16 protein-coding genes are annotated in these 21215 nt (G+C 46.4%); 10 read left to right on the top strand and 6 right to left on the bottom strand.

All coding sequences use genetic code 11. The annotated features are described in order from the left end of the window. Nucleotides 1–30: 30 nt before the first annotated feature. From CSHOW_RS04485 to CSHOW_RS04510, 6 genes are all read left to right on the top strand, one after another. Nucleotides 31–1347, top strand: coding sequence for a TolC family protein (locus CSHOW_RS04485; protein ID WP_002948023.1), 1317 nt, complete (start codon nt 31–33; stop codon nt 1345–1347). Further along, nucleotides 1344–2510, top strand: a complete 1167-nt coding sequence (locus CSHOW_RS04490) for an efflux RND transporter periplasmic adaptor subunit (protein WP_002948019.1) — start codon at nt 1344–1346, stop codon at nt 2508–2510. The genes CSHOW_RS04485 and CSHOW_RS04490 overlap by 4 nt, the downstream gene beginning before the upstream one ends. Then, nucleotides 2503–5523 (top strand): efflux RND transporter permease subunit, encoded by a 3021-nt coding sequence (locus CSHOW_RS04495; protein WP_002948017.1) that lies wholly within the window; start codon nt 2503–2505, stop codon nt 5521–5523. The genes CSHOW_RS04490 and CSHOW_RS04495 overlap by 8 nt, the downstream gene beginning before the upstream one ends. 315 nt (nt 5524–5838) lie before the next feature. After that, nucleotides 5839–6924 (top strand): PepSY-associated TM helix domain-containing protein, encoded by a 1086-nt coding sequence (locus CSHOW_RS04500; RefSeq protein ID WP_002948013.1) that lies wholly within the window; start codon nt 5839–5841, stop codon nt 6922–6924. Further along, nucleotides 6921–9059, top strand: coding sequence for a TonB-dependent siderophore receptor (locus tag CSHOW_RS04505; protein WP_002948011.1), 2139 nt, complete (start codon nt 6921–6923; stop codon nt 9057–9059). Before CSHOW_RS04500 ends, CSHOW_RS04505 begins: the two co-directional genes overlap by 4 nt. A gap of 298 nt (nt 9060–9357) precedes the next feature. After that, nucleotides 9358–9975: a tetratricopeptide repeat protein gene (locus CSHOW_RS04510; RefSeq protein WP_002948007.1), complete on the top strand. Its 618-nt coding sequence runs from the start codon at nt 9358–9360 to the stop codon at nt 9973–9975. A 148-nt stretch (nt 9976–10123) separates the two neighbouring features. Here the strand turns inward: CSHOW_RS04510 and CSHOW_RS04515 are convergent, their stop codons facing one another. From CSHOW_RS04515 to CSHOW_RS04530, 4 genes are all read right to left on the bottom strand, one after another. Next, on the bottom strand, nt 10124–11296 hold the full coding sequence (locus tag CSHOW_RS04515) for a sensor histidine kinase (RefSeq protein WP_002948005.1): 1173 nt from the start codon (nt 11294–11296) through the stop codon (nt 10124–10126). Then, nucleotides 11289–11951 (bottom strand): response regulator transcription factor, encoded by a 663-nt coding sequence (locus CSHOW_RS04520; RefSeq protein WP_002948004.1) that lies wholly within the window; start codon nt 11949–11951, stop codon nt 11289–11291. The genes CSHOW_RS04515 and CSHOW_RS04520 overlap by 8 nt, the downstream gene beginning before the upstream one ends. Next, nucleotides 11951–12196: a hypothetical protein gene (locus CSHOW_RS04525; protein WP_002948003.1), complete on the bottom strand. Its 246-nt coding sequence runs from the start codon at nt 12194–12196 to the stop codon at nt 11951–11953. Before CSHOW_RS04525 ends, CSHOW_RS04520 begins: the two co-directional genes overlap by 1 nt. A gap of 64 nt (nt 12197–12260) precedes the next feature. Then, on the bottom strand, nt 12261–13172 hold the full coding sequence (locus CSHOW_RS04530) for an AEC family transporter (protein ID WP_002948002.1): 912 nt from the start codon (nt 13170–13172) through the stop codon (nt 12261–12263). 145 nt (nt 13173–13317) lie between these two features. Between CSHOW_RS04530 and CSHOW_RS04535 the strand changes: the two genes are divergently transcribed. The 3 genes from CSHOW_RS04535 to CSHOW_RS04545 are packed head-to-tail and all read left to right on the top strand — an operon-like array spanning nt 13318 to nt 17821. Further along, the gene (locus tag CSHOW_RS04535; protein WP_002948001.1) at nt 13318–14529 is read left to right on the top strand and encodes an efflux RND transporter periplasmic adaptor subunit; all 1212 of its coding nucleotides are present in this window, start codon (nt 13318–13320) and stop codon (nt 14527–14529) included. Between the two features lie 18 nt (nt 14530–14547). Beyond that, entirely contained in the window at nt 14548–16476 is a 1929-nt protein-coding gene (locus CSHOW_RS04540) for a MacB family efflux pump subunit (protein ID WP_039895173.1), read from the top strand. Nucleotide 16477: 1 nt separating this feature from the next. Continuing rightward, on the top strand, nt 16478–17821 hold the full coding sequence (locus CSHOW_RS04545) for a TolC family protein (RefSeq protein ID WP_002947999.1): 1344 nt from the start codon (nt 16478–16480) through the stop codon (nt 17819–17821). Nucleotides 17822–17925: 104 nt separating this feature from the next. On the opposite strand, the gene CSHOW_RS04550 is transcribed toward CSHOW_RS04545, so the two are convergent. Together CSHOW_RS04550 and tgt are read right to left on the bottom strand one after the other, a co-directional pair. Continuing rightward, nucleotides 17926–18618, bottom strand: coding sequence for a CorA family divalent cation transporter (locus CSHOW_RS04550; RefSeq protein WP_002947998.1), 693 nt, complete (start codon nt 18616–18618; stop codon nt 17926–17928). 9 nt (nt 18619–18627) lie between these two features. Next, nucleotides 18628–19764, bottom strand: coding sequence for a tRNA guanosine(34) transglycosylase Tgt (gene tgt, locus CSHOW_RS04555; RefSeq protein ID WP_002947997.1), 1137 nt, complete (start codon nt 19762–19764; stop codon nt 18628–18630). Nucleotides 19765–19799: 35 nt separating this feature from the next. Between tgt and CSHOW_RS04560 the strand changes: the two genes are divergently transcribed. After that, entirely contained in the window at nt 19800–21203 is a 1404-nt protein-coding gene (locus tag CSHOW_RS04560; RefSeq protein ID WP_002947996.1) for a COG3400 family protein, read from the top strand. The last annotated feature ends 12 nt before the right edge of the window (nt 21204–21215 follow it).

Here is a 21215-nt window from a genome sequence, read left to right on the forward strand (position 1 = left end):
GCCGCCCAGAGCTAATAGGGAAGGCTTCAGATGAAAAAAATTTATATATTTTTGAGTTTTTGCGTTTTTTTAGGCGGTTCGGAGGTTAAATTTGATGGAAATTTACACGAGCTGATTTTGGCAGCGCAGAGCTCAAATTTGGCTCAAATTTCAAACTACGAACCGCAAAAAGCGCAGCTGCAAAAAGATGCCGTAAAGAGTGCGTATATGCCAAGCCTCACGGTTGAGGGCGGATACAGCTTTTTAAGCGGCGATATAAACGTCCTGCGCCCGCAAAGAGCCGCCACGGCAAGGGCGATTTTGGAGCTTGCCGTTTATGACGGCGGTAAAAGAGAAGCCCTGCTAAGCTCGCTTTCGCACCTTAGCGCGGCTGAAATTTTAAAAAACGAGGAGTATCAAAACCTGCTTGCGTTTAACGCGACTAAGCTCTATTTTGGTTTCTTGTCGCTGGGCGAGCTTGCGACCGCAAAGGAGGGCGAGATAAACTACCTAAAAAATGCGCTAAATAGGCTGGAAAAATACTACCGCGCGGGGCTTAGCGACGAGAGCGAGTATGAAGCGGTAAACGCTAGATACGCCATGGCGCTCGCCGAACGCCTCGAAATCACGCAAAATCAAAACGAGATAAAAAATCAAATTTACGCGCTAACGGGTAGAGATATAAAGCCTGTGGCGGGCTCTAGGATCGCGTTTACAGACGACGACTCCACGCCGCAAAAAAGTGCAAAGCCAGAGCTTGAGGCGCTTAGGCTAAATTTCGCCGCGGCCTTGGAGGATGAAAAGATAACCGCGTCCGAGACGAACCCGCAAATTTTCATCAAAAACACCTACACCTTTATGCGCACGCATTACGATAGAAATTTGCTGCCGGCGCAGTATAGAAGCGCGCTGGAGCCCTATTTCGACGACTTTTTTAAGCCAAATTTAAATACAAACGAGCTGATTTTGGGCTTTAGCTGGAAGGCGTTTGATTTTGGCGCGAACAAAAAGCGGCGCGAGATAAAGCGCATAAGCGCGCTGCAAGCGAAGCTAAATTTAGATCAAAAGCGCCTGCAAAACGAGCTAAATTTAGTAAATATCAAAAACGACCTAAAGACGCTCGAGCAAAAGATAGCCGCGGGCGAAAGCGCGCTAAACTCGGCGCAAACCTCGCTAAATGCCGTTAGCAAAAAGTATGAAGCCGGGCTGCTTGGATATGTAGAGTTTTTAAATGCGACTGCGCAGAGCTTTAGCGCAGGCAGCGCGCTGGAGCTAAGCAAGAGTAAATTTGAGATCAAAAAGGCGGAGTATCTATACGAGCGCGGCGGCAAAATCGCCGAAAATATCGAAAAAACGGAGCGCAAATGAATAAAATTTTACTATTTTTACTGAGCGCGGCGGTTGCGCTTTGTGCAGAGGATAAAATTTACGCGAGCTTTGACGTCGCGGCAGCAAAAGACGCGCAGCTCGCGCTAAAGGCCGTCGGTATCGTAAAGACCGTAAATATAGAAGTCGGCTCTGCGGTAAAGCGCGGCGACGTGCTACTCGAGCTTGAAAACGAGAGCGAAAAGCTAGCCGTAAAGCTCGCTCAAAACGACCTAGAGAGTGCGCAGACGGCAAAAGCCCACGCAAAAAGCGTGCTGGATAAATTTAAACTCGTTCAAAGCGTGAGCTCAAAGCAGGCTTTTGAAAATGCGGAGTTTGATTTTAAAAATGCAGCGCTAGCCCAAAACAGAGCGCATCTGGCGCTAAATTTGGCGCAAAAGCGGCTAGAAGACACGAGGCTACTAGCACCTTTTGACGGGACGATCTCAGGCAAGAGCATCGAGGTCGGCGAGGGCGTGGGCGGCGTAGCGCAAAAGTTGATGTCGATCTTTTCGTACCCGGACGTGAAGCTCAAGCTTAGCTTTGATGAGAAATTCAAAGACCGCGTTAAAATAGGTAGCGAATTTATCTATAAACTAGACGGCCAAAGTGAGGAAAGGCGCGGTAAAATCAGCCTCATCTACCCGACTATCGACGCTAAAAACGGCAAAATTTACGCCGAAGTGCAGGCGCGAAATTTGACGCCGGGGCTTTTTGGAGAGGGATATATCGTCTCAGACTCGCAGGAGGGAGTGGACGCCGAGCCTAAAAATAAGGACGAAAATAAAACGTCCGGGCTTAAATTTGACGGCCTTGACGGCTTTAAAAACGGCGAGTTTGCGTGCGCGAAATTTGACGCAGAAAAAACTAGCCTTGGCGTAGCTTGGTTTTTAAATTTGACGTTGCAAACGAAAAGCGAGATAAATTTGAACTCAAATTCGGCGTGCGGCGTTAAATTTGACGCCGCCGCGAAAAATGCAAATTTGACGAAAGAGGCGGGCGACGGATTAAATTTATCGCACAAACAAGGCGGCGTAAATTTAAATGCCGAATTTGACGCGGCGCAAATTTTACTAGCCGATAAACGCCAAACGCTTTTTGCAAAGCAGGGCGGACGGGTAAATTTGACGCAAAAGGCAGTTTTAGCGAAGGCGCAAAATGTATAAACTAGCCATAAATCGCCCGATTACGACGCTGATGTTTTTCGTCGCGCTCGTATTCTTCGGCGCGATGTCGCTTCTTAGGATGCCGGTAAATCTCTTTCCCGAGGTCGTCATCCCGCTGATCAAGATCACGACCTACGCGCCTGGCGACATGAGCCTCATCGAGAGCAGGGTCACTAAAAAGATCGAGGACGAGGTCTCGACGATAGACGGTATCAAAAAGATCAGGTCTTATACATTTAACAACCTCAGCATCGTCATGGTCGAGTTTAATCTCAAGAAAAACATCGACGTCGCCGCGAACGACGTGCGCGACAAGGTCGCAAAGGCAAAGCTCGATGCCCAGCCCGAGATAGAAAAAATCAACAGCGACAGCGGCAAGGTGGCGAGCTTTTTCGTTAGCCGCAAGGACGAAAATTTAACCGCGCTTATGCAAGCGGTCAAAGACGAGGCAAAGCCGTTTTTGCAGCGCGTAAAAGGCGTTGGTAAGGTCGATGATAAGGGCTTTTTGGAGCCTGAGATTAAAATTTACCTTGATCCTTTTAAACTCGATAAATACGCCCTAACCGCGGCCTCGGTCATAAATATAATCAAATCGCAAAATTTAAAAGCTCCGCTTGGCAAGCTGGAAAACAGCGAATTCGAGATATTTTTAAAGAGCGAATTTGACGCTAAAAGCGTGCGCGAGCTAGAGGAGATACGCCTACAAAAAGACGTGTTTTTAAAAGACGTCGCGCGCGTGGAGCTATCTCATCACGACACCGACGCCGTAGCGATGTATAACGGCAAGCGCGGAGTGCTGCTCGACGCTATAAAAGTAAGCGGCGCAAACACGATAGAGACGATAGACGCGCTCAAGGCTAAAACGGACGATCTAGCGGCAAGACTAGGCGAGAACTACGAAGTAGAGCGGGTTTATGAAAAGAGCGAAAGCATCCTAAAGCACATAAATCAGGTCAAATTTGACATGATGCTGGGCGTCGCGCTCACGGTCGTCATCGTTTTTTTCTTTTTGCGAAGCTTTAGTGCGACCGTCATCGCCGCGCTCGCGATCCCGGCTAGTATCGTGGGGACGTTTTTTATCATCGACGTTTTGGGCTTTGATCTAAACCGCCTCACGCTGCTGGCTCTCACGCTTGGTATAGGTATATTTATCGACGATGCGATCGTGGTCGTGGAAAATATCTCAAAAAAGATGCAAGAAGGCGAGAGCAACCCACTAAAAGCAAGCTTTGAGGGCGTGCGCGAGATCGCATTTAGCGTGCTTAGCATTAGCGCGGTGCTGCTTTGCGTGTTTGTGCCGATTGCCTTTATGGAGGGCATCGTAGGGCAATATTTTAACTCCTTTGGTATGAGCGTGAGCGGCGGTATCGTGGTGTCGTTTTTGGTTTGCATTATGCTGATACCTAGCCTGGCGGCGAGATTTTTGAACGAGGGCAAGAGTAAATTTTACCGCGTGACGGAGCCATTTTTTGAGATGCTCGAGAGCGGTTACGAGCGGCTTTTGAAGCTTATTTTGAGGTTTAAAACCGCGTTTGTTATCCTCACTTTAGGCGTGCTGGCTCTTTGTATGAGCCTAGCCGGCAAGGTCGGCATGGACTTTTTGCCCGTCGAGGACGAAGGGCAGTTTGAGATATTTTTAAAAGCAAGCCCGGGCATCTCGGTTGAAGCTATGAGCGCTAGAGCTAGCGAGGTCGTGCGCGAGGTAGATAGCGATCCGCACGTCGAGTACTCGTATATGATCGCTGGCTACACGGACTCAAAGGACGCGTACAAGGCTAAAATTTACGTCCGATTAAAGGGCTTTGAGTCGCGAAAAGAGCGCCAAACGCAGATAATGGACGAGTATAGAAAAAAGCTTAAATTTGATGACCTCAGCGTCAAAGTCCTGCAGATACCATACGTCGATACCGGTAGCGACAGCGAGCCTGTGCAGCTAACGATCACTGGCGATAGCCTGGAAAAGCTAGACGAAATCCTGCCAAAAGCCATCGCCATGGTGCGCGCGATAGAGGGCACGACGGACGTGGGCAGCGATAACGAGGATAAGATAAACGAGCTACAAATCAGCGTAAATAAAGACAAGGCCAAACGCCTAAGCGTCGATCCTAGCGCGGTGGCACAGGTGATATATGCGTCCTTTGGGCAAAATAGGCTTGGTAGCTTTGATAACGGCGACGCGCAGTACGATATGATACTGAGGTTTGACGACGAGTACCGCAAGGACGCGCAGGCGCTGCAAAAACTAAAGATCAAAAACGCTCACGGCGAGAGTATAAGCCTAAGCGCGGTGGCGGAGTTTAAGACGAGCAAGACCTTTTCCGTGATAAACCGCTTTAACAAACAGCGTCAGATCAGGATCGTCGCAAACGTGGATAACGTCCCGCTAGGCGCCGTGCAAAAGGGCATCGATGAAAATATCGGTCAAATTTTGCCTGAGGGCTATGATTACGTGATGACGGGCTTTATCGAGATGATGAACGACACGAACGCGGCCTTTGTATTTACGATCAGCCTTAGCGTCGTGCTCATCTATATGATCCTGGCCGCGCTTTACGAGAGCTTCGTGCTGCCGCTCATCATCATGATCTCGATGCCGCTGGCGTTTGGCGGCGTGGCGGTCGGGTTGTACCTTAGCGGTAACTCCTTTAGCCTATTTGTGATGGTCGGCGCGATCTTGCTTTTTGGCATGGTGGGCAAAAACGCGATTTTAGTTGTGGATTTTGCCAACCGCTACGCGAACGAGGGCGTGGAGCTAAACGAAGCCATCGTGCGAGCTGGCGTCAAAAGACTGCGAGCGATACTGATGACTACTTTTGCGATGATATTTGCGATGCTACCGCTTGCGCTTAGCAGAGGCGCGGGATACGAGGGCAACTCTCCTATGGCGATCTCGGTGATCTCGGGGCTCATTAGCTCGACGCTGCTAACGCTGCTGGTCGTGCCTGCGCTCTTTGGCGCGGTGTATAAGATAGATAAATTTGTGAGTAAAATTTATAAAAGAGAGGAAATCTAGGGCTCAAATTTGAGTTTTCTCTCAGCTGAGCCTGCGTCAAATTTGCGCTCGGCGTTTGCTCGACCGTTGGGCGCTGATTTTGATTAAACTAAAAAGCCGATTTTGCTTTGAGACCACATTAAATTGATTTAGGTAATTTAACGTAACAAATTTGCCGTTTTGCATTCGTCTGCCTCTGCTAAACCCTGTTTTTAAATATTCAACGCAAAATATAGATTCCTTATTTATTTGATAATAGTTTTAGAAATTATTAATTTTTAAAATGCTAAAATCCGCGCCGATTTAGAGTAAATTTTAAAAGGACGAATTTTAAACGTGAATATACTTGACAAAAAGACGATGTATAAAATTCATACTTATATTTCACTCATATTTTGCATTCCGCTAGTTATCGTTTGCTTTACCGGTTCGGTTTTAGTTTATAAAGACGAGATAAATAATATTTTAATGCCAGGCGTCATCTATGTAGCAGACGGCAACGATAAAAAGAGGCTAAAATTTGACGAACTAAGAGAAAAAATAGAAAAAGAGTATCCGCATCACGAGATAGTAGGCTGGAATATCGACACAGATCCCCAAAAGACGGACAAAATTTGGCTGTTAAAGCACGGAGCGGGCGAAAAAGAGTGGGCGTGCGTGTATCTTGATGCATTTAGCGGAGAGATAAAAAGCGACCTCGTGCCGCACGATAGCGGATTTATCGGGGTTATTACCGAGCTTCACGAAAATTTGCTTCTTGAAAAAAGCGGTCAAATTTTGCTTGGACTAACGGCGATTTTTGCTTTTCTTATTTCGATTAGCGGCTTTATCGTTTACCGAAATTTTTGGGCGAATTTGCTACGCCTTCGGTTTGCGAGAATGGCGGTTTTTATGAGCGATTCGCACAAATTTATCGGCGTTTTTTCTACGCCCGTTATCTTTGCGGTCGCGCTTAGCGGGGCTTGGTGGGAGCTTAGGTTTATGTTTATGCCGCCTTTTGATAATTCTAAATTCGTAATCGGTCCGCAAATTTACGACAAAAATATCTCAATCGACGCCCTCGTGCAAAGAGCGGCTTCGGATGTGCCCGGATTTGAGACGCATTACGTTAGCTTTCCGTTTTATGAAGGCGCAAATATCACGCTTTACGGGCAAAAACCGAGTCAAAGCTTCCTGCATAACCAGTACTCAAGCACCGTTACTTACGATAAAAATAGCGCAAATTTAATCGATGTAAAAGATATCGAGCTAGCAAGCAAAACGGATAAATTTTTATCGACGTTTAGGCGCGCTCACTACGGCGACTATAATGCAGCGACCAAATTTATCTGGTTTTTGTGCGGTTTAGCTCCTCTTGCGCTTAGCGTTTCGGGGATTTATTTATGGATAAAAAGATCAAATTTTAAAAGGAGAAAAAGATGAGAAATAAGATTTTGTTTTCGGTTGCGGCTATAAATTTGCTCGCGTCCGTTCAAATTTTAGCCGCTCAAAACGGCGAGAACGCAGCAGGCAAAGAGACGCTTCGTGCCGTCGAGGTAACTAGCGAACAAAGGCGCGACGACGTAAAATACAATGCTAAAGAGCTTGTAAAAAGTACCACGAGACTAGACCTCACCTCGCGCCAAACGCCTCAGTCGCTAACCGTCATCACCGAGGCTAGGCTAAAGGATCAAAATATCAACGACTATCAGGTGCTTTTGCGAAATATCCCGGGCGTCACGCTTAACAAGTGGGACGAGCGCGTATATCCTACGGCAAGAGGCTTTAAGATAGATTATTATTTGCTTGATTCGATGCCTAGCTTTGGCGGATTTAGCCTAGGCGCAAACGATATGAGCATGTTGCCGTATGAGCGCGTCGAGGTCGTAAAGGGCGCAAACGGCCTACTAGCGGGTGCAGGCAATCCGGCTGCTAGCTTAGATTTCATCCGAAAAAGAGCAAATTCAAAAGAATTGACGGGAAATTTCAAACTAAGTGCGGGCTCTTACGATAGATACGGCGTATCGGGCGACGTGCAGACTCCCGTAACTGCCGATGGTAACGTGCGAGCTAGAGCGTCGTTTATGCACGAGAAGTCTCGCTCGTATATGGACTACTATAACCGTAAAAACACCGCTATCTACGGCGTTGTTGATGCAGATATCATGGATAGCTCGTGGCTAAGCCTAGGCGCTTTTTATCAGGAGCTAAAGCGCCATGGCATACGCTGGGGAGGAATGCCTGCGTTTTACAAGAACGACGTTAGGCGCGAGTTTAGTAAAAATGAAATTTTCTCGCAGCCTTGGACTAGATGGGATATCAAGACTTTTGACGTTTATGCCGATTTTAGGCACTATTTTGAAAACGAAGCCAGCCTAAATCTCTCCTACTCCTTCCGCCGAGCAAATACGGACTCAAATCTACTCTACTACGGCGGCAAGGTAAATTTAGACGGTACGGGCGATGTTAGCGGACTTAGCGTCTATGCAAACAAACGCGAAGAAAATATCCACAACGTAGACGCCTACGTAAACCTGCCGTACGAAGCGTTTAGCTTGCCTCACGAGGCGGTTTTCGGCGCTATGTACAACAACTATAAAAAAAGCTCCGACAACGTCAGTAGCTACTGGAATAGCCGCACGACTCCGGCAGGCCTAGCCTATGCGGCGCGCACTAGGATAGATTTTAACAACCTGCACCTAGACGACCCGAAGCTACCTTACGCCGATCAAAACAACGCCGATAAAACGGTGCAAAAGGCCGTATATTTGGCTAATAAATTCTCAATCACGGACGAGCTTAAGTTTTTGCTGGGAGCCAGAATGAGCTACTATAAGTACCGCATCACGGGCGGTAACGGAAATAGAAATTTCACTCAAGAAATCACGCCGTATCTAGGCATCACGTACGATATCGGCGAAAACCACACGCTTTACGCTAGCTATACAAGCATCTTTAAACCCCAAACCGTAAAGGATATCAACGGCAAATACTTAGACCCGATCCAAGGCAAAGACTATGAACTCGGCATAAAGGGGGATTATTTTGACGGCGCGCTTTCGGCCTCATTTGGCGTATTTAAGGTCGTACAAGATAAACTAGGCGCAAAAACCGGACAAAAGATCCCAGGCACTACGACCGATGCTTACGAAGCTAAAAAAGGTGTAACGAGTAAGGGCTTTGAAGTAGACGTAAACGGAGAGATAAATCAAAATTTAAGCCTAGGTCTTGGTCTCACGCACTTTAACGCTAAGGACGCAGACGGTAAGAAATTTGACACCGAAAGCTCGCGCACTACGGCAAATCTGTTTGCCAAATACTCTATAGCGGACTTTAGAGCAGGTGCGGGAGTGCAGTATAAAAGTAAGATTTACGTCGGTAGCGGCGCAAACGAAATCACGCAAAAGGCCTACACACTGGCAAATTTGATGTTTGGCTACAAGATAAGCAAAAACTTCGACATTCAGCTAAATATCGACAACGTGTTTAACAAAAAATACTTCGAAGGCATCGGCAATAACAAGATGGTTTACGGCGACCCGAGAACGTTTAATCTAGGTTTTACGTATAGTTTTTAAGCCCTTTAGATTTTTTGCCACGTAGCTTGGTTTGCTAATGCGGTTATCCAGATTATAAATTCGGCGCTTTTTGTCGGTATTAAACCCATAAATTTACGAGTTATGATAGGCGCCGAATTTAGATATAAAACTATGGGTAAATTCGCCTTAATACGCTAAAAATGTCCTTTTAACGAGCGATAAATTTGTTACAAATTTGGCTCCGTTTGGTTACTGCCAAGGATTTTAAAGTTTATTTTAAGCGTTATTTTGGCGAGCGTAAGGTAAGATTAAGGCAAAATTTTCTTAAGGCTAAATTTTGAAACGCGCTTTTTTTCAAGCTATCTCGCACATTGCCGTTTTTGCGCTGGTTGCGGCGTTTGCTAGTGGTTGCGCCGCGCCGAAAAAGGCAACCCCCGCACCGCCAAAGCCCGTTACGCAGTCTGAAATAAAAAACATCTGCGACGGCAAAACCCCAAAAGAGTGCAACGATACGGGCGTAAAATTTGAAAACAGTAAAGACTACGAGCGTGCAAAACTCTGCTATCAAAAAGCCTGCGACGATAACGAGGGTATCGCCTGTTCAAATCTAGGTTCGCTGCACCAAAAGCTAAAAAGCAAAGAGGAGAGCGAGATCTTGACGATATTTGCAAAGTCCTGCACGCTCGGCAACAAATACGGTTGCTACAATGCGGCTAACTTTTACCGCCTCGGGCGCGGCACGGAGCATGATTTTGCCGCAGCGCGCAGGCTTTATGAGAAATCGTGCCTAAAACTAAATCATGCTCAAAGCTGTTCAAATCTCGGCGGTATGTATCAGTTTTCGCTAGGCGTCAAAACCGCCGATTCTAAAACCGCAAAAAAATTTTACAAAATGGGCTGCGAGATGGGCGATGAGATAGGATGCAGGAACCTTTCGCTTATCGGAGACGAGTAAAATTTATTTACACTTTCTTGATTTTACCGCCAAATTTGACGATTCTACAACTATCCTAATCAAAATTTGACTGAGAGTGTTTGTGATTTGAGCCAAATTTGCCAGTTTGGAGAAAAGCACCGTCGCTTTTATGACGCAAAATCTAAATTTAAGACTTCCACCTAAGCGTAAAGGTCGTTTCTTTACCCGGTTCGCTTTCGCAGGTTACGACGATAGCATTGTTTTCGCAGGCTCTTTTGACTAAATTTAGCCCGATACCAAATCCGCCTTGGTCTTCGTTAAACCGCGTGTATCGCTCGAAAATTTTATCTTGCTGCTCTTTGCTTAACCCCTCGCCGGTATTTGAGATTTTTAGCTCGCCGTCTTGCAAACTAATCGCGACGTAGCCACCTTGGTTTGCGTATTTTGCGGCGTTGCTTAGTAGATTATCCACCGCTCTTTTTAGCTCGTAGACGTTTGCGTTTATAAGAACGTCTTTTAAATTTAGCCTTAAATCAAGCCCTCGTTTAGCAAAAAATGGAGCGAAAAACTCGAGCCGTTCGTTTAAAATATCTTTCAAATTTAGCTCCTCTTTTGGTGCGCAACGCTCGGCGCCAAACGATAAATACGTAAGATCCTCGTAGGTGCGGCTTAGCGTTTTAGCCGCGGTTTGGATGTTGTTTATACGCTTTAGATTTCGCTCGCTTAGGCTGCTTTTATCCGCCGTTTCGATGCTCATGAGTATCACGCTAAGCGGCGCGTTTAACTCGTGCGTGGAGTCTTTGATAAAGCGATTTAGCCCGGCGATCTTGGCGTGAAGCGGTGCTAGTGCGGTCTTTGCTAGATAAAAGGCGATTATCATGATGACGCCTAAAACGATGAGCGAATTTAATACCGTCCGTAGCCGTAGCAAATTTAGCTCGCTCGTGACGTCCTTGCCGCTTAGCGCGATCTTTGCCGTCGCTAGCTCATCCGCGCCGTCTTCGTCCATGTTTTGCAGCGCCTCAAATATAGTTACCTTGCCGTCTGCTGCGACCGTGCTACTCTGTGCGTCGTCAAATTTAGCGCAGCCCACCTCACCGTATAAAATTTGACCGCTTTTAGCCACGATGCAGGCTCTGACGTCTTTTTCGGCGGTAAAGCTTTTTACCGCGCCAAGCCCGTCCATACGCGCTTTCATATAGATACCCATCTTGATCTCTTTTAGGTTTTTGACCTCATTTGAGACGAGGGCTTCTTTTTTCATATTGTAGTCGTTCGTGAAAAAATACCCCAAAAATAGGGCGCTAGTGATGAGATAAAGCGAGAGGATTTTGGCTATAACGGCGGAGCGCTCAGACATAGATATAGCCGTCGCCGCGCCTATTTATGATCGCGTCCTTGCCTAAAATGCGGCGTAAGTTTTTGACGTAAACCCGCAGACTCAGCTCGCTGGGCTCCTCGCCGTAGTTCCAAATTTTCTCAAATATCGCCTCTTTGCTAAGCAGCGCGTTTTTATTCTCCAAAAATAGCGCCAAAAGTTCGCTTTCTTTGTTTGAGAGGTTTACGATTTGCCCGTTTTGTCTGAGAGTTTTGGAGCTTGGATAAAATTTATATCCGCCATTAAGCTCTATAAATTCGTCGTTTACGTGAGAAAATTTGCGCTTGAGTAAAATTTGAATACGAAGCAAAAGCTCTTTTAGCTCGTAGGGCTTTTTTAGATAGTCGTCGCAGCCGCTTTTGTAGCCGATTTCTAGATCTTGTAGCGTGTTTAGCGAGGTGGTAAATATAGCGGGCGTGTCGTCGCCAAACCGCCTAAGTTCGCGCAAAAGGGAGAAACCGTCGCCCTTAGGCAGCTTGACGTCGAGGATCAAGATGTCGAAATTTCGCTCGTAGGCGGTATCTAGAGCCGCTTTAGCATCGGCGCGAACGGTCACGTCGTAACCATGTTCGCTTAGGTACTCGTTGATGAGTTCAGCTAGCGTCTCATCGTCTTCTACGAGCAAAATTTGCGTCATTACATCTTATCCTTTTTCATATCTTTCATGTCGTCTTTCTTTTTACCCATATCGTCTTTCATCTCTTTCATGTCGCCCTTCATTTCGTCCTTTTTTATCATCATATCGTCTTTTTTCTCCATCATGGCGTCCTTCTTTTCCATCATGGTATCTTTTTTCTCCATCATATCGCCTTTCATCTCGGCGGCAAAGATAGAACTCGTAACGAACAACGCGCTAAGCGCAACTAAAGCTAACTTTTTCATAGCGTCTCCTTTAGGAAAATTTATGATGAAAGTTTAGCCAAGAAACGTGAAACGAGCGTGAAATTTAAGCCATCAAGCTAAAGACGTATGATAAAAGCGGCAAGCTAACGAAGCTAAATGCGACTCCCACGGCTACTGCGGCGACGGCTAGCTGGCTATCAAGCTCTGCTTTCATGATCATCGCGCTTGCTAGCACCATCGGCGGCATGGCGCACTGCAGGATACCGATCATCCAAATTTGACCGAAATTTACGCCAAAAACTATCGTGACTAATATAAAAATAAAAGGCGCTAGCAGCATCTTGCCCGCGATTACCACTGCGGTTGATTTGTAGCAGCTCTTGATACTGCGAAATCCAAGCCCGATGCCGATCGCAAAAAGAGCGACGGGAACGACGCTTTGCGCAAAAAGAGTAAGCGCGTCAAATAGCACATTTGGAAGCGGAACGCCACGGAGTAAAAAGCCTAAAATGAGCGCAACGAAAGGTGGAAATTTGATCACTTTCATCACGTTTTGCACGAGTGAAACCTTCGCCGGAGCGCCAAAAGCCAGGATAAAAGGGCCAAAAATGCTAATCGGGATCGAGGTAGCTAGCTGATCGTAAAAGATAACTTCATTCATCGCGTCCTCGCCAAAAAAGCCCTTTATGATAGGCATACCCATAAATACGGTGTTTCCAAACATCCCTAGCAGTACGGCGCTCACGGTCGTGGCTTTGTTAAATTTTAAAAATTTGCACGCCAAAAATATCGCCGCAGCGCCTAGCATCGAACAAGCAAAACCCGTGGTGATGACGTTTATAAGCGTGGTGTCGATGTTTACGTGGTAAATTTTATCGAAAATCAGCGCCGGAAGAGCGAAGCAAAGTGCGTAGTTTATGAAAACGGAGGCGTTTTTTTGCTCGAAGACTTTAAATTTTTTCGCCCCGTAGCCCGAAGCGATAATGATAAAAATAGACAATAGTTGCGTAAACATTTGCGTAATCCGAGTTATAAATTTTAAAAACGCGATTATACGGCGGCTCGCATTAAAGAAAAATAAAATTTAATTGAATTACTTAACATCGCCTTAACGGGTTTTTGTATATAATCTCGCGTTAAATTTAAAAAAGCGAGAAATAATGAAAAAATTTATCAAATTTATCGCGGTTTTAGTCGTGCTGGCTGGGATAGGTTACTATTTTTACGATAAAAATTTTAACGTCCCGCAGGGCGATCAGTTTATCACCTCAAAAGCCGTTCGCGGCGAGCTGGTTAAAAGTATCGAAAGTAACGGCGAGATCTACGCTACCGAGCTAATCGACGTGGGCGCACAGGTAGGCGGTCAGATCAAAAAACTCTACGTAAAGCTCGGCGATGCCGTAAAAGCCGGCGATATGATAGCTGAAATCGACTCGGCGACCCAGCAAAATAACGTAGACACCAAAAAAGCGCAGCTTGGAATTTACGAAGCAAAGTTAAATTCAGCCAAAGTAGCACTCGAGATATCAAAGACCAAATTTAAGCGCGAGCAAGAGCTTTTTGCCAAAAACGCAACCTCAAAAGAGGAGTTTGAAAACGCTAAAAATACCCTAGCAGCAAACGAAGCTTCGCTAAAAGAGATCGAGGCGCAAATCGTGCAGGCTAAAATCTCTCTAAACACCGCTCAAATCGACCTTGGCTACACTAAAATCACTGCTCCAAAAGGCGGCGTCGTGGTCTCCGTGCAGGTAGAGGAGGGACAAACCGTAAACTCAAACCAAACTACGCCAACTATCGTAAATATCGCCGATTTAAGCAAAGTTCAGCTAAAAATGGAGATCGCCGAGGGCGACATAACTAAAATCAAGGTCGGCTCGAAAGTCGAATACTCGATCCTCTCCGAGCCAAATCGTAAATTTTACGCCCGTATTAGCTCGATTGATCCCGGTCTAACCACGCTAAGCAACGGCAAATACACCACGACTACAAGCTCAGGCTCGACCGCCTCAAGCTCGAGTAGTTCGGCAATTTACTACTACGCCAAAGCTATCGTGGATAACCTGGACGGCACGCTAAGGATCGGTATGACTACGCAAAACACAGTCATCTTAGATAGCGCTAAAGACGCCGTCATAGTACCATCGATAGCCGTCAAAAACGAAGAGGGCAAAAGCGTAGTTTACGTACTAAAAAAAGGTAAAGACGGGCTAGATACGGCTGAGCGAAGAGAGGTACAGACGGGACTAATCGATAGCCTAAAAACTCAAATTTTAAGCGGAGTAGAGGAGGGCGAGGAGGTCGTGACGAAGCGAAACTCGGCGGCTGAAATCAATGCGATGCTCGAAAAAGAAAAAAGAAGAATGAAGCTCTAAGGCGACGTCTTGAAAAATTTGATAGAACTTAAAAACTTAAGTAAGAAATTTAAACTCGGCGATAACGTGTTTGACGCGCTAAAAGACGTAAATTTAACCATAAAAAAGGGCGAGTTTATCGCTATCATCGGTCAAAGCGGATCTGGTAAATCTACGCTCATGAATATCCTTGGCTGCCTAGATAACCCAAGCGGCGGACAGTATTTGCTAGAAGAGCGCGACATATCTAAATTTGAAGGCGACGAGCTGGCGCGTTTACGCAGAGAAAAATTCGGCTTTATTTTTCAGCGTTATAACCTTTTATCTACGCTAACTACGCTGCAAAACGTAGCTTTGCCTAGCGTGTATGCGGGCGTTTCTAAAAAAGAGCGCGAGAAAAAGGCCGGCGAGCTTTTAGAAGGGCTCGGGCTTGGCGAAAAGCTACAAAATTTACCCAATAAACTTAGCGGCGGACAGCAGCAGCGAGTCTCGATCGCTAGGGCGCTTATTAACGGCGGCGAGATCATCCTGGCAGATGAGCCAACGGGTGCGCTAGATAGCAAAAGCGGCCTCATGGTGATGGAAATTTTAACGAATTTACACAAGCAAGGCCACACCATCATCATCGTCACGCACGACCCAAATATCGCCGCATACGCAAACCGCGTCATCGAGATAAAAGACGGTAAAATTTTGAGCGATACGGTAAAAAGCGGAGAAATTTTCGCCTCCGAAAAACCGGCGCCAAAGCAAAAAAATATCTTCAGCTTTTACAAAGATCAGTTTATCGAGAGCTTTAAAATGTCGATAAACGCGATCCTTAGCCACAAACTTCGCTCGGCGCTAACGATGCTTGGTATCATCATCGGCATCACATCGGTTATCTGCGTAGTAGCACTTGGGCAGGGCTCGCAGGAGCAGATCCTCTCCGATATCCGCGGTATCGGCACTAACACGATCGATATCCTAAACGGCAAGGGTTTTGGCGATATGCGCTCGGAGCGGGTGAGAAACCTGACCGTTAGCGACGCAACGATGCTATCTAAGCAAGACTATCTAGATAGCGTCACGCCAAACGCCTCTGCTAGCGGCACGCTCACCTACGGCAATAAATCAGCCTCCGCGACGATTAAAGGCGGTAGCGAGGAGAGCCTAAACGTGATGGGCTACAAGGTCGAGGCCGGACGGGTGTTTACCGCCCAAGAGGTCGCAGAGTCGGCGTCCGTGATCGTGATAGATCAGCCAACTCGTGAGCAGTTTTTCGCAGACGAAGATCCGCTAGGTAAAACGGTGCTTTTTAACAAACGCCCCTTTAAAATCATCGGCGTAGTAGCCAAAAACGACAATATGTTCGCCGACTCCAGCACTCTGCGCACGTTTTCTACATATACCGCTGTCATAAACAAGCTAACCGGCGATAGGCATCTCTCATCTATCACGGTTAAGGTTAAAGATAATGTAAATGCGCAAATCGCCGAGCAGAGTTTAACGGAAATTTTAACCGCCAAACACGGCAAAAAGGACTTTTTCACTAGAAACTCCGACACTATCAAAAAAACGATCGAGGAGACGACGAAGACCATGACGCTACTGATCTCTTGTATCGCGTTTATCTCGCTGCTGGTGGGCGGCATCGGCGTGATGAACATCATGCTAGTTTCCGTAACCGAGCGCACTAAAGAGATCGGCATCAGGATGGCGATCGGCGCACGTCAGGGAAATATCCTAGAGCAGTTTTTGATCGAGGCCGTGTTACTGTGTCTCATCGGCGGGCTAATCGGCGTCGGGTCTGCGTTTGGTATCGGGTATCTAGCGGAAAATTTAGCGCCCGATATAAAGATGATATTTTCGCAGACCTCTATCGTGGTCGCGCTCGTCGTTTCTAGCGCGATAGGCGTGATATTTGGCTACATGCCCGCACGCAGCGCCTCTAAGCTAAATCCGATCGACGCTCTTTCAAGGGAATAAAATGAAAAAAATCTCCATAATCCTAGCCGCCTTTTTGCTCGGCGGCTGTGCAGCAACGCAAATAAACGAAAACTACGAGCAAATTTTGCTAAAAGAGGACGCAAGCGCCGATATAAGGATAAACCGCGAGTGGTGGACGGGCTACGGCGAAGCGCGCCTAAATGAGCTAATCGGCCTCGCGCTAAAAAATAATATAGACCTGGCAAAATCAGCCATAGCCGTAAATAAAGCATTAGCTCAAGCAGGCGTCTTGCAGGCTGATCTCGTGCCTAGCTTTAACGCAAATTTAGGCGCGGAAACCGGTAAAAATATAAAAACGGGCGGCAGCTGGAGCGAGAGCTATAAAAGCGGCATCTCGCTAAGCTACGAGATCGATCTGTGGCGCAAGCTAGCAAACTCCACAGACGCCGCCATGTGGGAGGCAAACGCGACAAAATATGACCTAGAGGCCGCTCGCCTTGCGCTCATTAACTCCGTCGCGGATGCGTATTTTGAGGCTAAATATCAAAAAGAGAGCATAAATCTATACAAAAAAACGCTAAAAAACTACGAGGAGCTTGAAGCCATCATAAAGGCCAAATTTGAGCTCGGTAAAGAAGAGGAGCTAAGCCTAAAGCAAGTAAAAAGCTCGGTAATCTCGGCTAAAAATAGAATTTTAAACGCAAGCAAGAGCCTTGACGCAGTGGAAAAAACGCTAAGAAATCTACTAAACGTTAGGCCCGAGTTTGATTTAAATTTGGGCGGAAATTTGAGCGATATCTCGCCGCAAGGCGTAAATTTAAACGTGCCGCTTTACGTTATCGGCGCGCGTCCTGATTTGCAAGCTGCAATCTCGCGCATCAAAGAGTCGCTTTTAGAGGTCAAGGTTAGCGAAAAAAGCTTTTATCCAAGCATCACGGTAGGCGCGGGCCTTGGCGGTAGCGGCGATAGTGCGAGCGAGGGGCTTAAGCTAAATTTTCTAAGCGGCAATATCGCGATAAATTTGCCATTTTTAAACTACTCCAAGCTCAAATCAAAGCTAAAAATCTCCGAGCTTGAGTTTGAGACGATGAAGCTAAACTACGCGCAGACGCTAACGACCGCGCTAAATGAGATCGATGCCGGCTATAAAAATCTGCAAAAAGACGAGGCGGTCTTGCGAAATTTAAACGAAAATTTGCGAAATCTAAGCTCTATCAGCGACATATATAAGCTCAAATACGACTACGGCAAAACCGAGCTAAAAAACTATCTGGAGGCGCAAAATTCGCTGCTTGAAGGCAAGATTAGTGCGCTAGCACAAAAGTATAAAATTTTGCAAGACGAAATCGGTATATATAAAGCGACAGCAGGAAAAGCGGAGTAAATTTGACTATGCCGCGCCTGATTTGCGGTTTTTTGGGGTGCGTTAAATTTGCAGCGAATTTGACGGCTAGTTAAATTTAGCTAGCTGCAAATGACCTGGCAAATTTACTCCCGCCGTTTGCCTAGAAAATAAAACAGCCCCGCTAGCGTCGCAAAAAGAGCAAGCATAGATCCGGCGACGATAGCAGTGCCGTTTTGAAAGCCGTTTAAAAACATCCCGTTCGTGTTCATCCCGAAAAATCCCGTGATCAAATTTAACGGTAAAAATAGCGCCGAAAGTAGCGTCAGGATATAGATATTTCGGTTTATTTTGTCGTTTTTTAGGCTTTGGATATGCGCGTAGATATCGTCTATCCTAGCGGCGTTTTCGCAGGCTGCGTTTTTTAGCACGCCAGCTTCATAGACGTAGTTTTTGAGCTGCTTTTTTAGCTCGGGCCTTTCGTTTTGACAGATCGCCAGAGCCTCGTAAAAGTGTGAAATTTTATTTTGAAATTTGCGTATTTCGTATTTTAAGACCGCGTGCTTTTTGATAAATTTAGTAAAATCCCTCTTGCCTGCGTAAATTTTCTCGTAGCTTTCAAGCTGGGCGGAGTGCTCGGCGATCTTGGCGCGAAACTCGCTCGTTATCTTTTTTACGACGCGGATAAACTCCTCCGCGCCGCTTTCGCTGCCGTCCCGGGCGTAAATTTTGTCGTCTTTAAAGATAAATTTATAGTTTTGTTCGCTACCGTCCGTGACGAGATAGATGTACTCGCACTCCTCGCCGTAATAGTACCCAGAGATATCGCGCTCGCTCACGGTTTTGCCTTATATGCTCGGCGCGTCTTTACCGCGTTTGGCGTAGAAATTTCGCCTAAATTTTTCAAATTCGCCCGCGATTATCGCCTCTCTCATTTGCTTCATCAAATTTAGATAATATTGCAAGTTATGTAGGCTTGCCAAACGGAAAAACGTCAGCTCGCCAGCACGGTATAGGTGGCTAAGGTATGCGCGAGAGTAGTTTTGGCACGCGTAGCAGTTGCACTGGGGATCTATCGGAGCGCGGTCGGTTGCAAATTTTGCAGACTTGATATTTATCTTACCGAAACTCGTAAATAGCGTGCCGTTGCGCGCGTTTCGCGTCGGCATAACGCAGTCAAACATATCCACGCCGCGAGCCGCGTTTTCTACAAGGTCTTCTGGAGTGCCTACGCCCATGAGATAGCGTGGGCGCGCCGCGTCGATGTAGGGCATCACGCCCTGCACGGTATCATACATCTCTTGGTTGCTTTCGCCTACGCTAAGGCCACCGATAGCAAGACCGTCAAACGGCATCTCGCACAGCGCTTCGGCGCAAAATTTACGCGCCGCCTCGTCCGTGCCGCCTTGGATTATGCCGAATATATTTTGCGTGAGCCCTTCGCCTTTACTTTGCTTAAATTTATGATAGTCTATCGCCTCGCGCGCCCATTTTATCGTGCGTTTTATACTTAGCTCCACGCGCTTTTTTTCGGCAGGAAGCGCGACTAGATCGTCTAAGATCATCATGATGTCGGAGTTTAGGTCGTACTGGGTATCTAGCACCGAGCGCGGCGTGAAATAGTGCGCGCTGCCGTCGATGTGGCTTTTAAATTTTATGCCGTTTTCGTCGGGCTTTGAGATCTTGCTCAGAGAAAATGCCTGAAAGCCGCCGCTATCTGTTAAAAACGAGTGGTTAAATTTAGTAAAGCCGTGCAGGCCGCCAAGCTCTTTTACCACCTTGCTGCTAGGACGCAAGTAGAGGTGGTAGGTGTTGCCGAGGATTATTTGGGCGCCCAGAATTTGCATCATATCCACGGCGTCTAGGCTTTTTACCACACCTACGGTGCCAACTGGCATAAACACGGGCGTTTTTATCGTCGAGTGAGCGGTGATTAGCGTGCCCGCGCGCGCCGCACCGTCCGTTTTATCTATACTAAAAGTCATTTTGATATAATAGTCCCTTTAAATTTGGAGTTTTAATGAAAAATATCTTGATAGTTGCGGACGGCATTGTAGCTAAATATTTCTTAGAAAGACTATTCGTAGCGCGAAATAACGCTCATCACTACACGGTTATCGCTATGGACGAGGAGATTTTTGGAGGGGAAAATTTAGAAAATTTTACCTTTTACCGCTTTGATCCGACGAGTTTTGATCGTCTTAAGCAGGTAGTTAGCGGCTATTTTAGCCAGTTTATGATAATGCTAAAAGACGGCTTTGAGACGGTTAGCGTCTATAACAATCTGCGTCAAATCAGCAAAAAAACGGAAATTTTAATGCTTGATCTATGGGGACTAGGCGGGTTAGAGGACGACTCGCACCTAACGGTTTTAGACGGGCGAGGCATCGTGACGGCTAGGCTCATGGATTATTTGCCCGATATCCCCGTAGTAGCCGATAACGTGGGGCTTGGACAAGGCGAAATAATGGAAGTAAAAGTACCCGTAGGAAGCTCGTTTATGTACCGTCATATCAGCTCAATAACGCAAAAAAAATGGCGCATCGCGATGGTTTATCGCGGCTCAAATTTCATGATCGCAAAGCCGAATTTAATGATCCTGCCAAACGACGTTTTGCTGATAGTGGGCGAGCCTAGCGTGCTTTTAAGCGTATTTAGAAGCGTGAAAAAAGAAACGGGGCAGTTTCCAAGCCCATTTGGACATAACACTTACCTGTTTTTAGATATGCGCGCCATGGGCGAAGAGGCTTGTTTACGGCTGCTAGAACAGAGCCTAAAACTGCACGAAAAGCTAAATAGCAAACGCCTCTACGTAAAGGTCGTAAATCCGACGTTAAATTTAGCCTACGAGAAGCTAAAATCGGTCGGAGACGAGAGGGTTGCGGTAACGTTTGATTTTTTCGGTCGCGGCGTAGAACAGATAAAAGACGACGTATTTAAAAACGACGTCGGGTTAATAGTAACCGATAATAAATTTTTCTCGGCCCACAAAAGGATGCTTTTCGAGCTTAAAAGGCCGGTAACTACTATCGGCCGAGGCGACGCGGACGAGATAAAAAAAGGCGTGATACTAAGTAGCGGTTTTGGCGACGAGATAGAAAACCAATCAGCCGTCATCATGGACTGCTGCGCGCAGCTAGATACGCAAATCTCGCTATATCACTTTGGCGCTCTTAGCGGCGGCGAGGGCGCGGAGGAACATTTTGATAGTCTTTCTAAAATTTTCGGACGTAAGGTCGAGATAGTCGAAGATAGAAATATAAATCCTATTTTAAAGCTAAAAAACGAGCAAAATTTGCTTCAGTTCGTGCCGTTTACGAAAAAGATCAGTAAAAAGGACGCCTTTGCTACGTTTTCAAATGATATGAACCGTCTGTACGCGCGCCTTAGCGACAACTATCAGATTTTTATACCGATAAATTAGGCTATTTTGGAT

This window comes from Campylobacter showae (genome assembly GCF_004803815.1).
GTDB classification, from domain to species: domain Bacteria; phylum Campylobacterota; class Campylobacteria; order Campylobacterales; family Campylobacteraceae; genus Campylobacter_A; species Campylobacter_A showae.

Coding starts and splice junctions, on each gene's coding strand:
- CSHOW_RS04485 (WP_002948023.1), top strand. CDS start 31: ATGAAAAAAATTTATATATTTTTGAGTTTTTGCGTTTTTTTAGGCGGT.
- CSHOW_RS04490 (WP_002948019.1), top strand. CDS start 1,344: ATGAATAAAATTTTACTATTTTTACTGAGCGCGGCGGTTGCGCTTTGT.
- CSHOW_RS04495 (WP_002948017.1), top strand. CDS start 2,503: ATGTATAAACTAGCCATAAATCGCCCGATTACGACGCTGATGTTTTTC.
- CSHOW_RS04505 (WP_002948011.1), top strand. CDS start 6,921: ATGAGAAATAAGATTTTGTTTTCGGTTGCGGCTATAAATTTGCTCGCG.
- CSHOW_RS04515 (WP_002948005.1), bottom strand. CDS start 11,296: ATGTCTGAGCGCTCCGCCGTTATAGCCAAAATCCTCTCGCTTTATCTC.
- CSHOW_RS04520 (WP_002948004.1), bottom strand. CDS start 11,951: ATGACGCAAATTTTGCTCGTAGAAGACGATGAGACGCTAGCTGAACTC.
- CSHOW_RS04525 (WP_002948003.1), bottom strand. CDS start 12,196: ATGAAAAAGTTAGCTTTAGTTGCGCTTAGCGCGTTGTTCGTTACGAGT.
- CSHOW_RS04530 (WP_002948002.1), bottom strand. CDS start 13,172: ATGTTTACGCAACTATTGTCTATTTTTATCATTATCGCTTCGGGCTAC.
- CSHOW_RS04535 (WP_002948001.1), top strand. CDS start 13,318: ATGAAAAAATTTATCAAATTTATCGCGGTTTTAGTCGTGCTGGCTGGG.
- CSHOW_RS04545 (WP_002947999.1), top strand. CDS start 16,478: ATGAAAAAAATCTCCATAATCCTAGCCGCCTTTTTGCTCGGCGGCTGT.
- tgt (WP_002947997.1), bottom strand. CDS start 19,764: ATGACTTTTAGTATAGATAAAACGGACGGTGCGGCGCGCGCGGGCACG.
- CSHOW_RS04560 (WP_002947996.1), top strand. CDS start 19,800: ATGAAAAATATCTTGATAGTTGCGGACGGCATTGTAGCTAAATATTTC.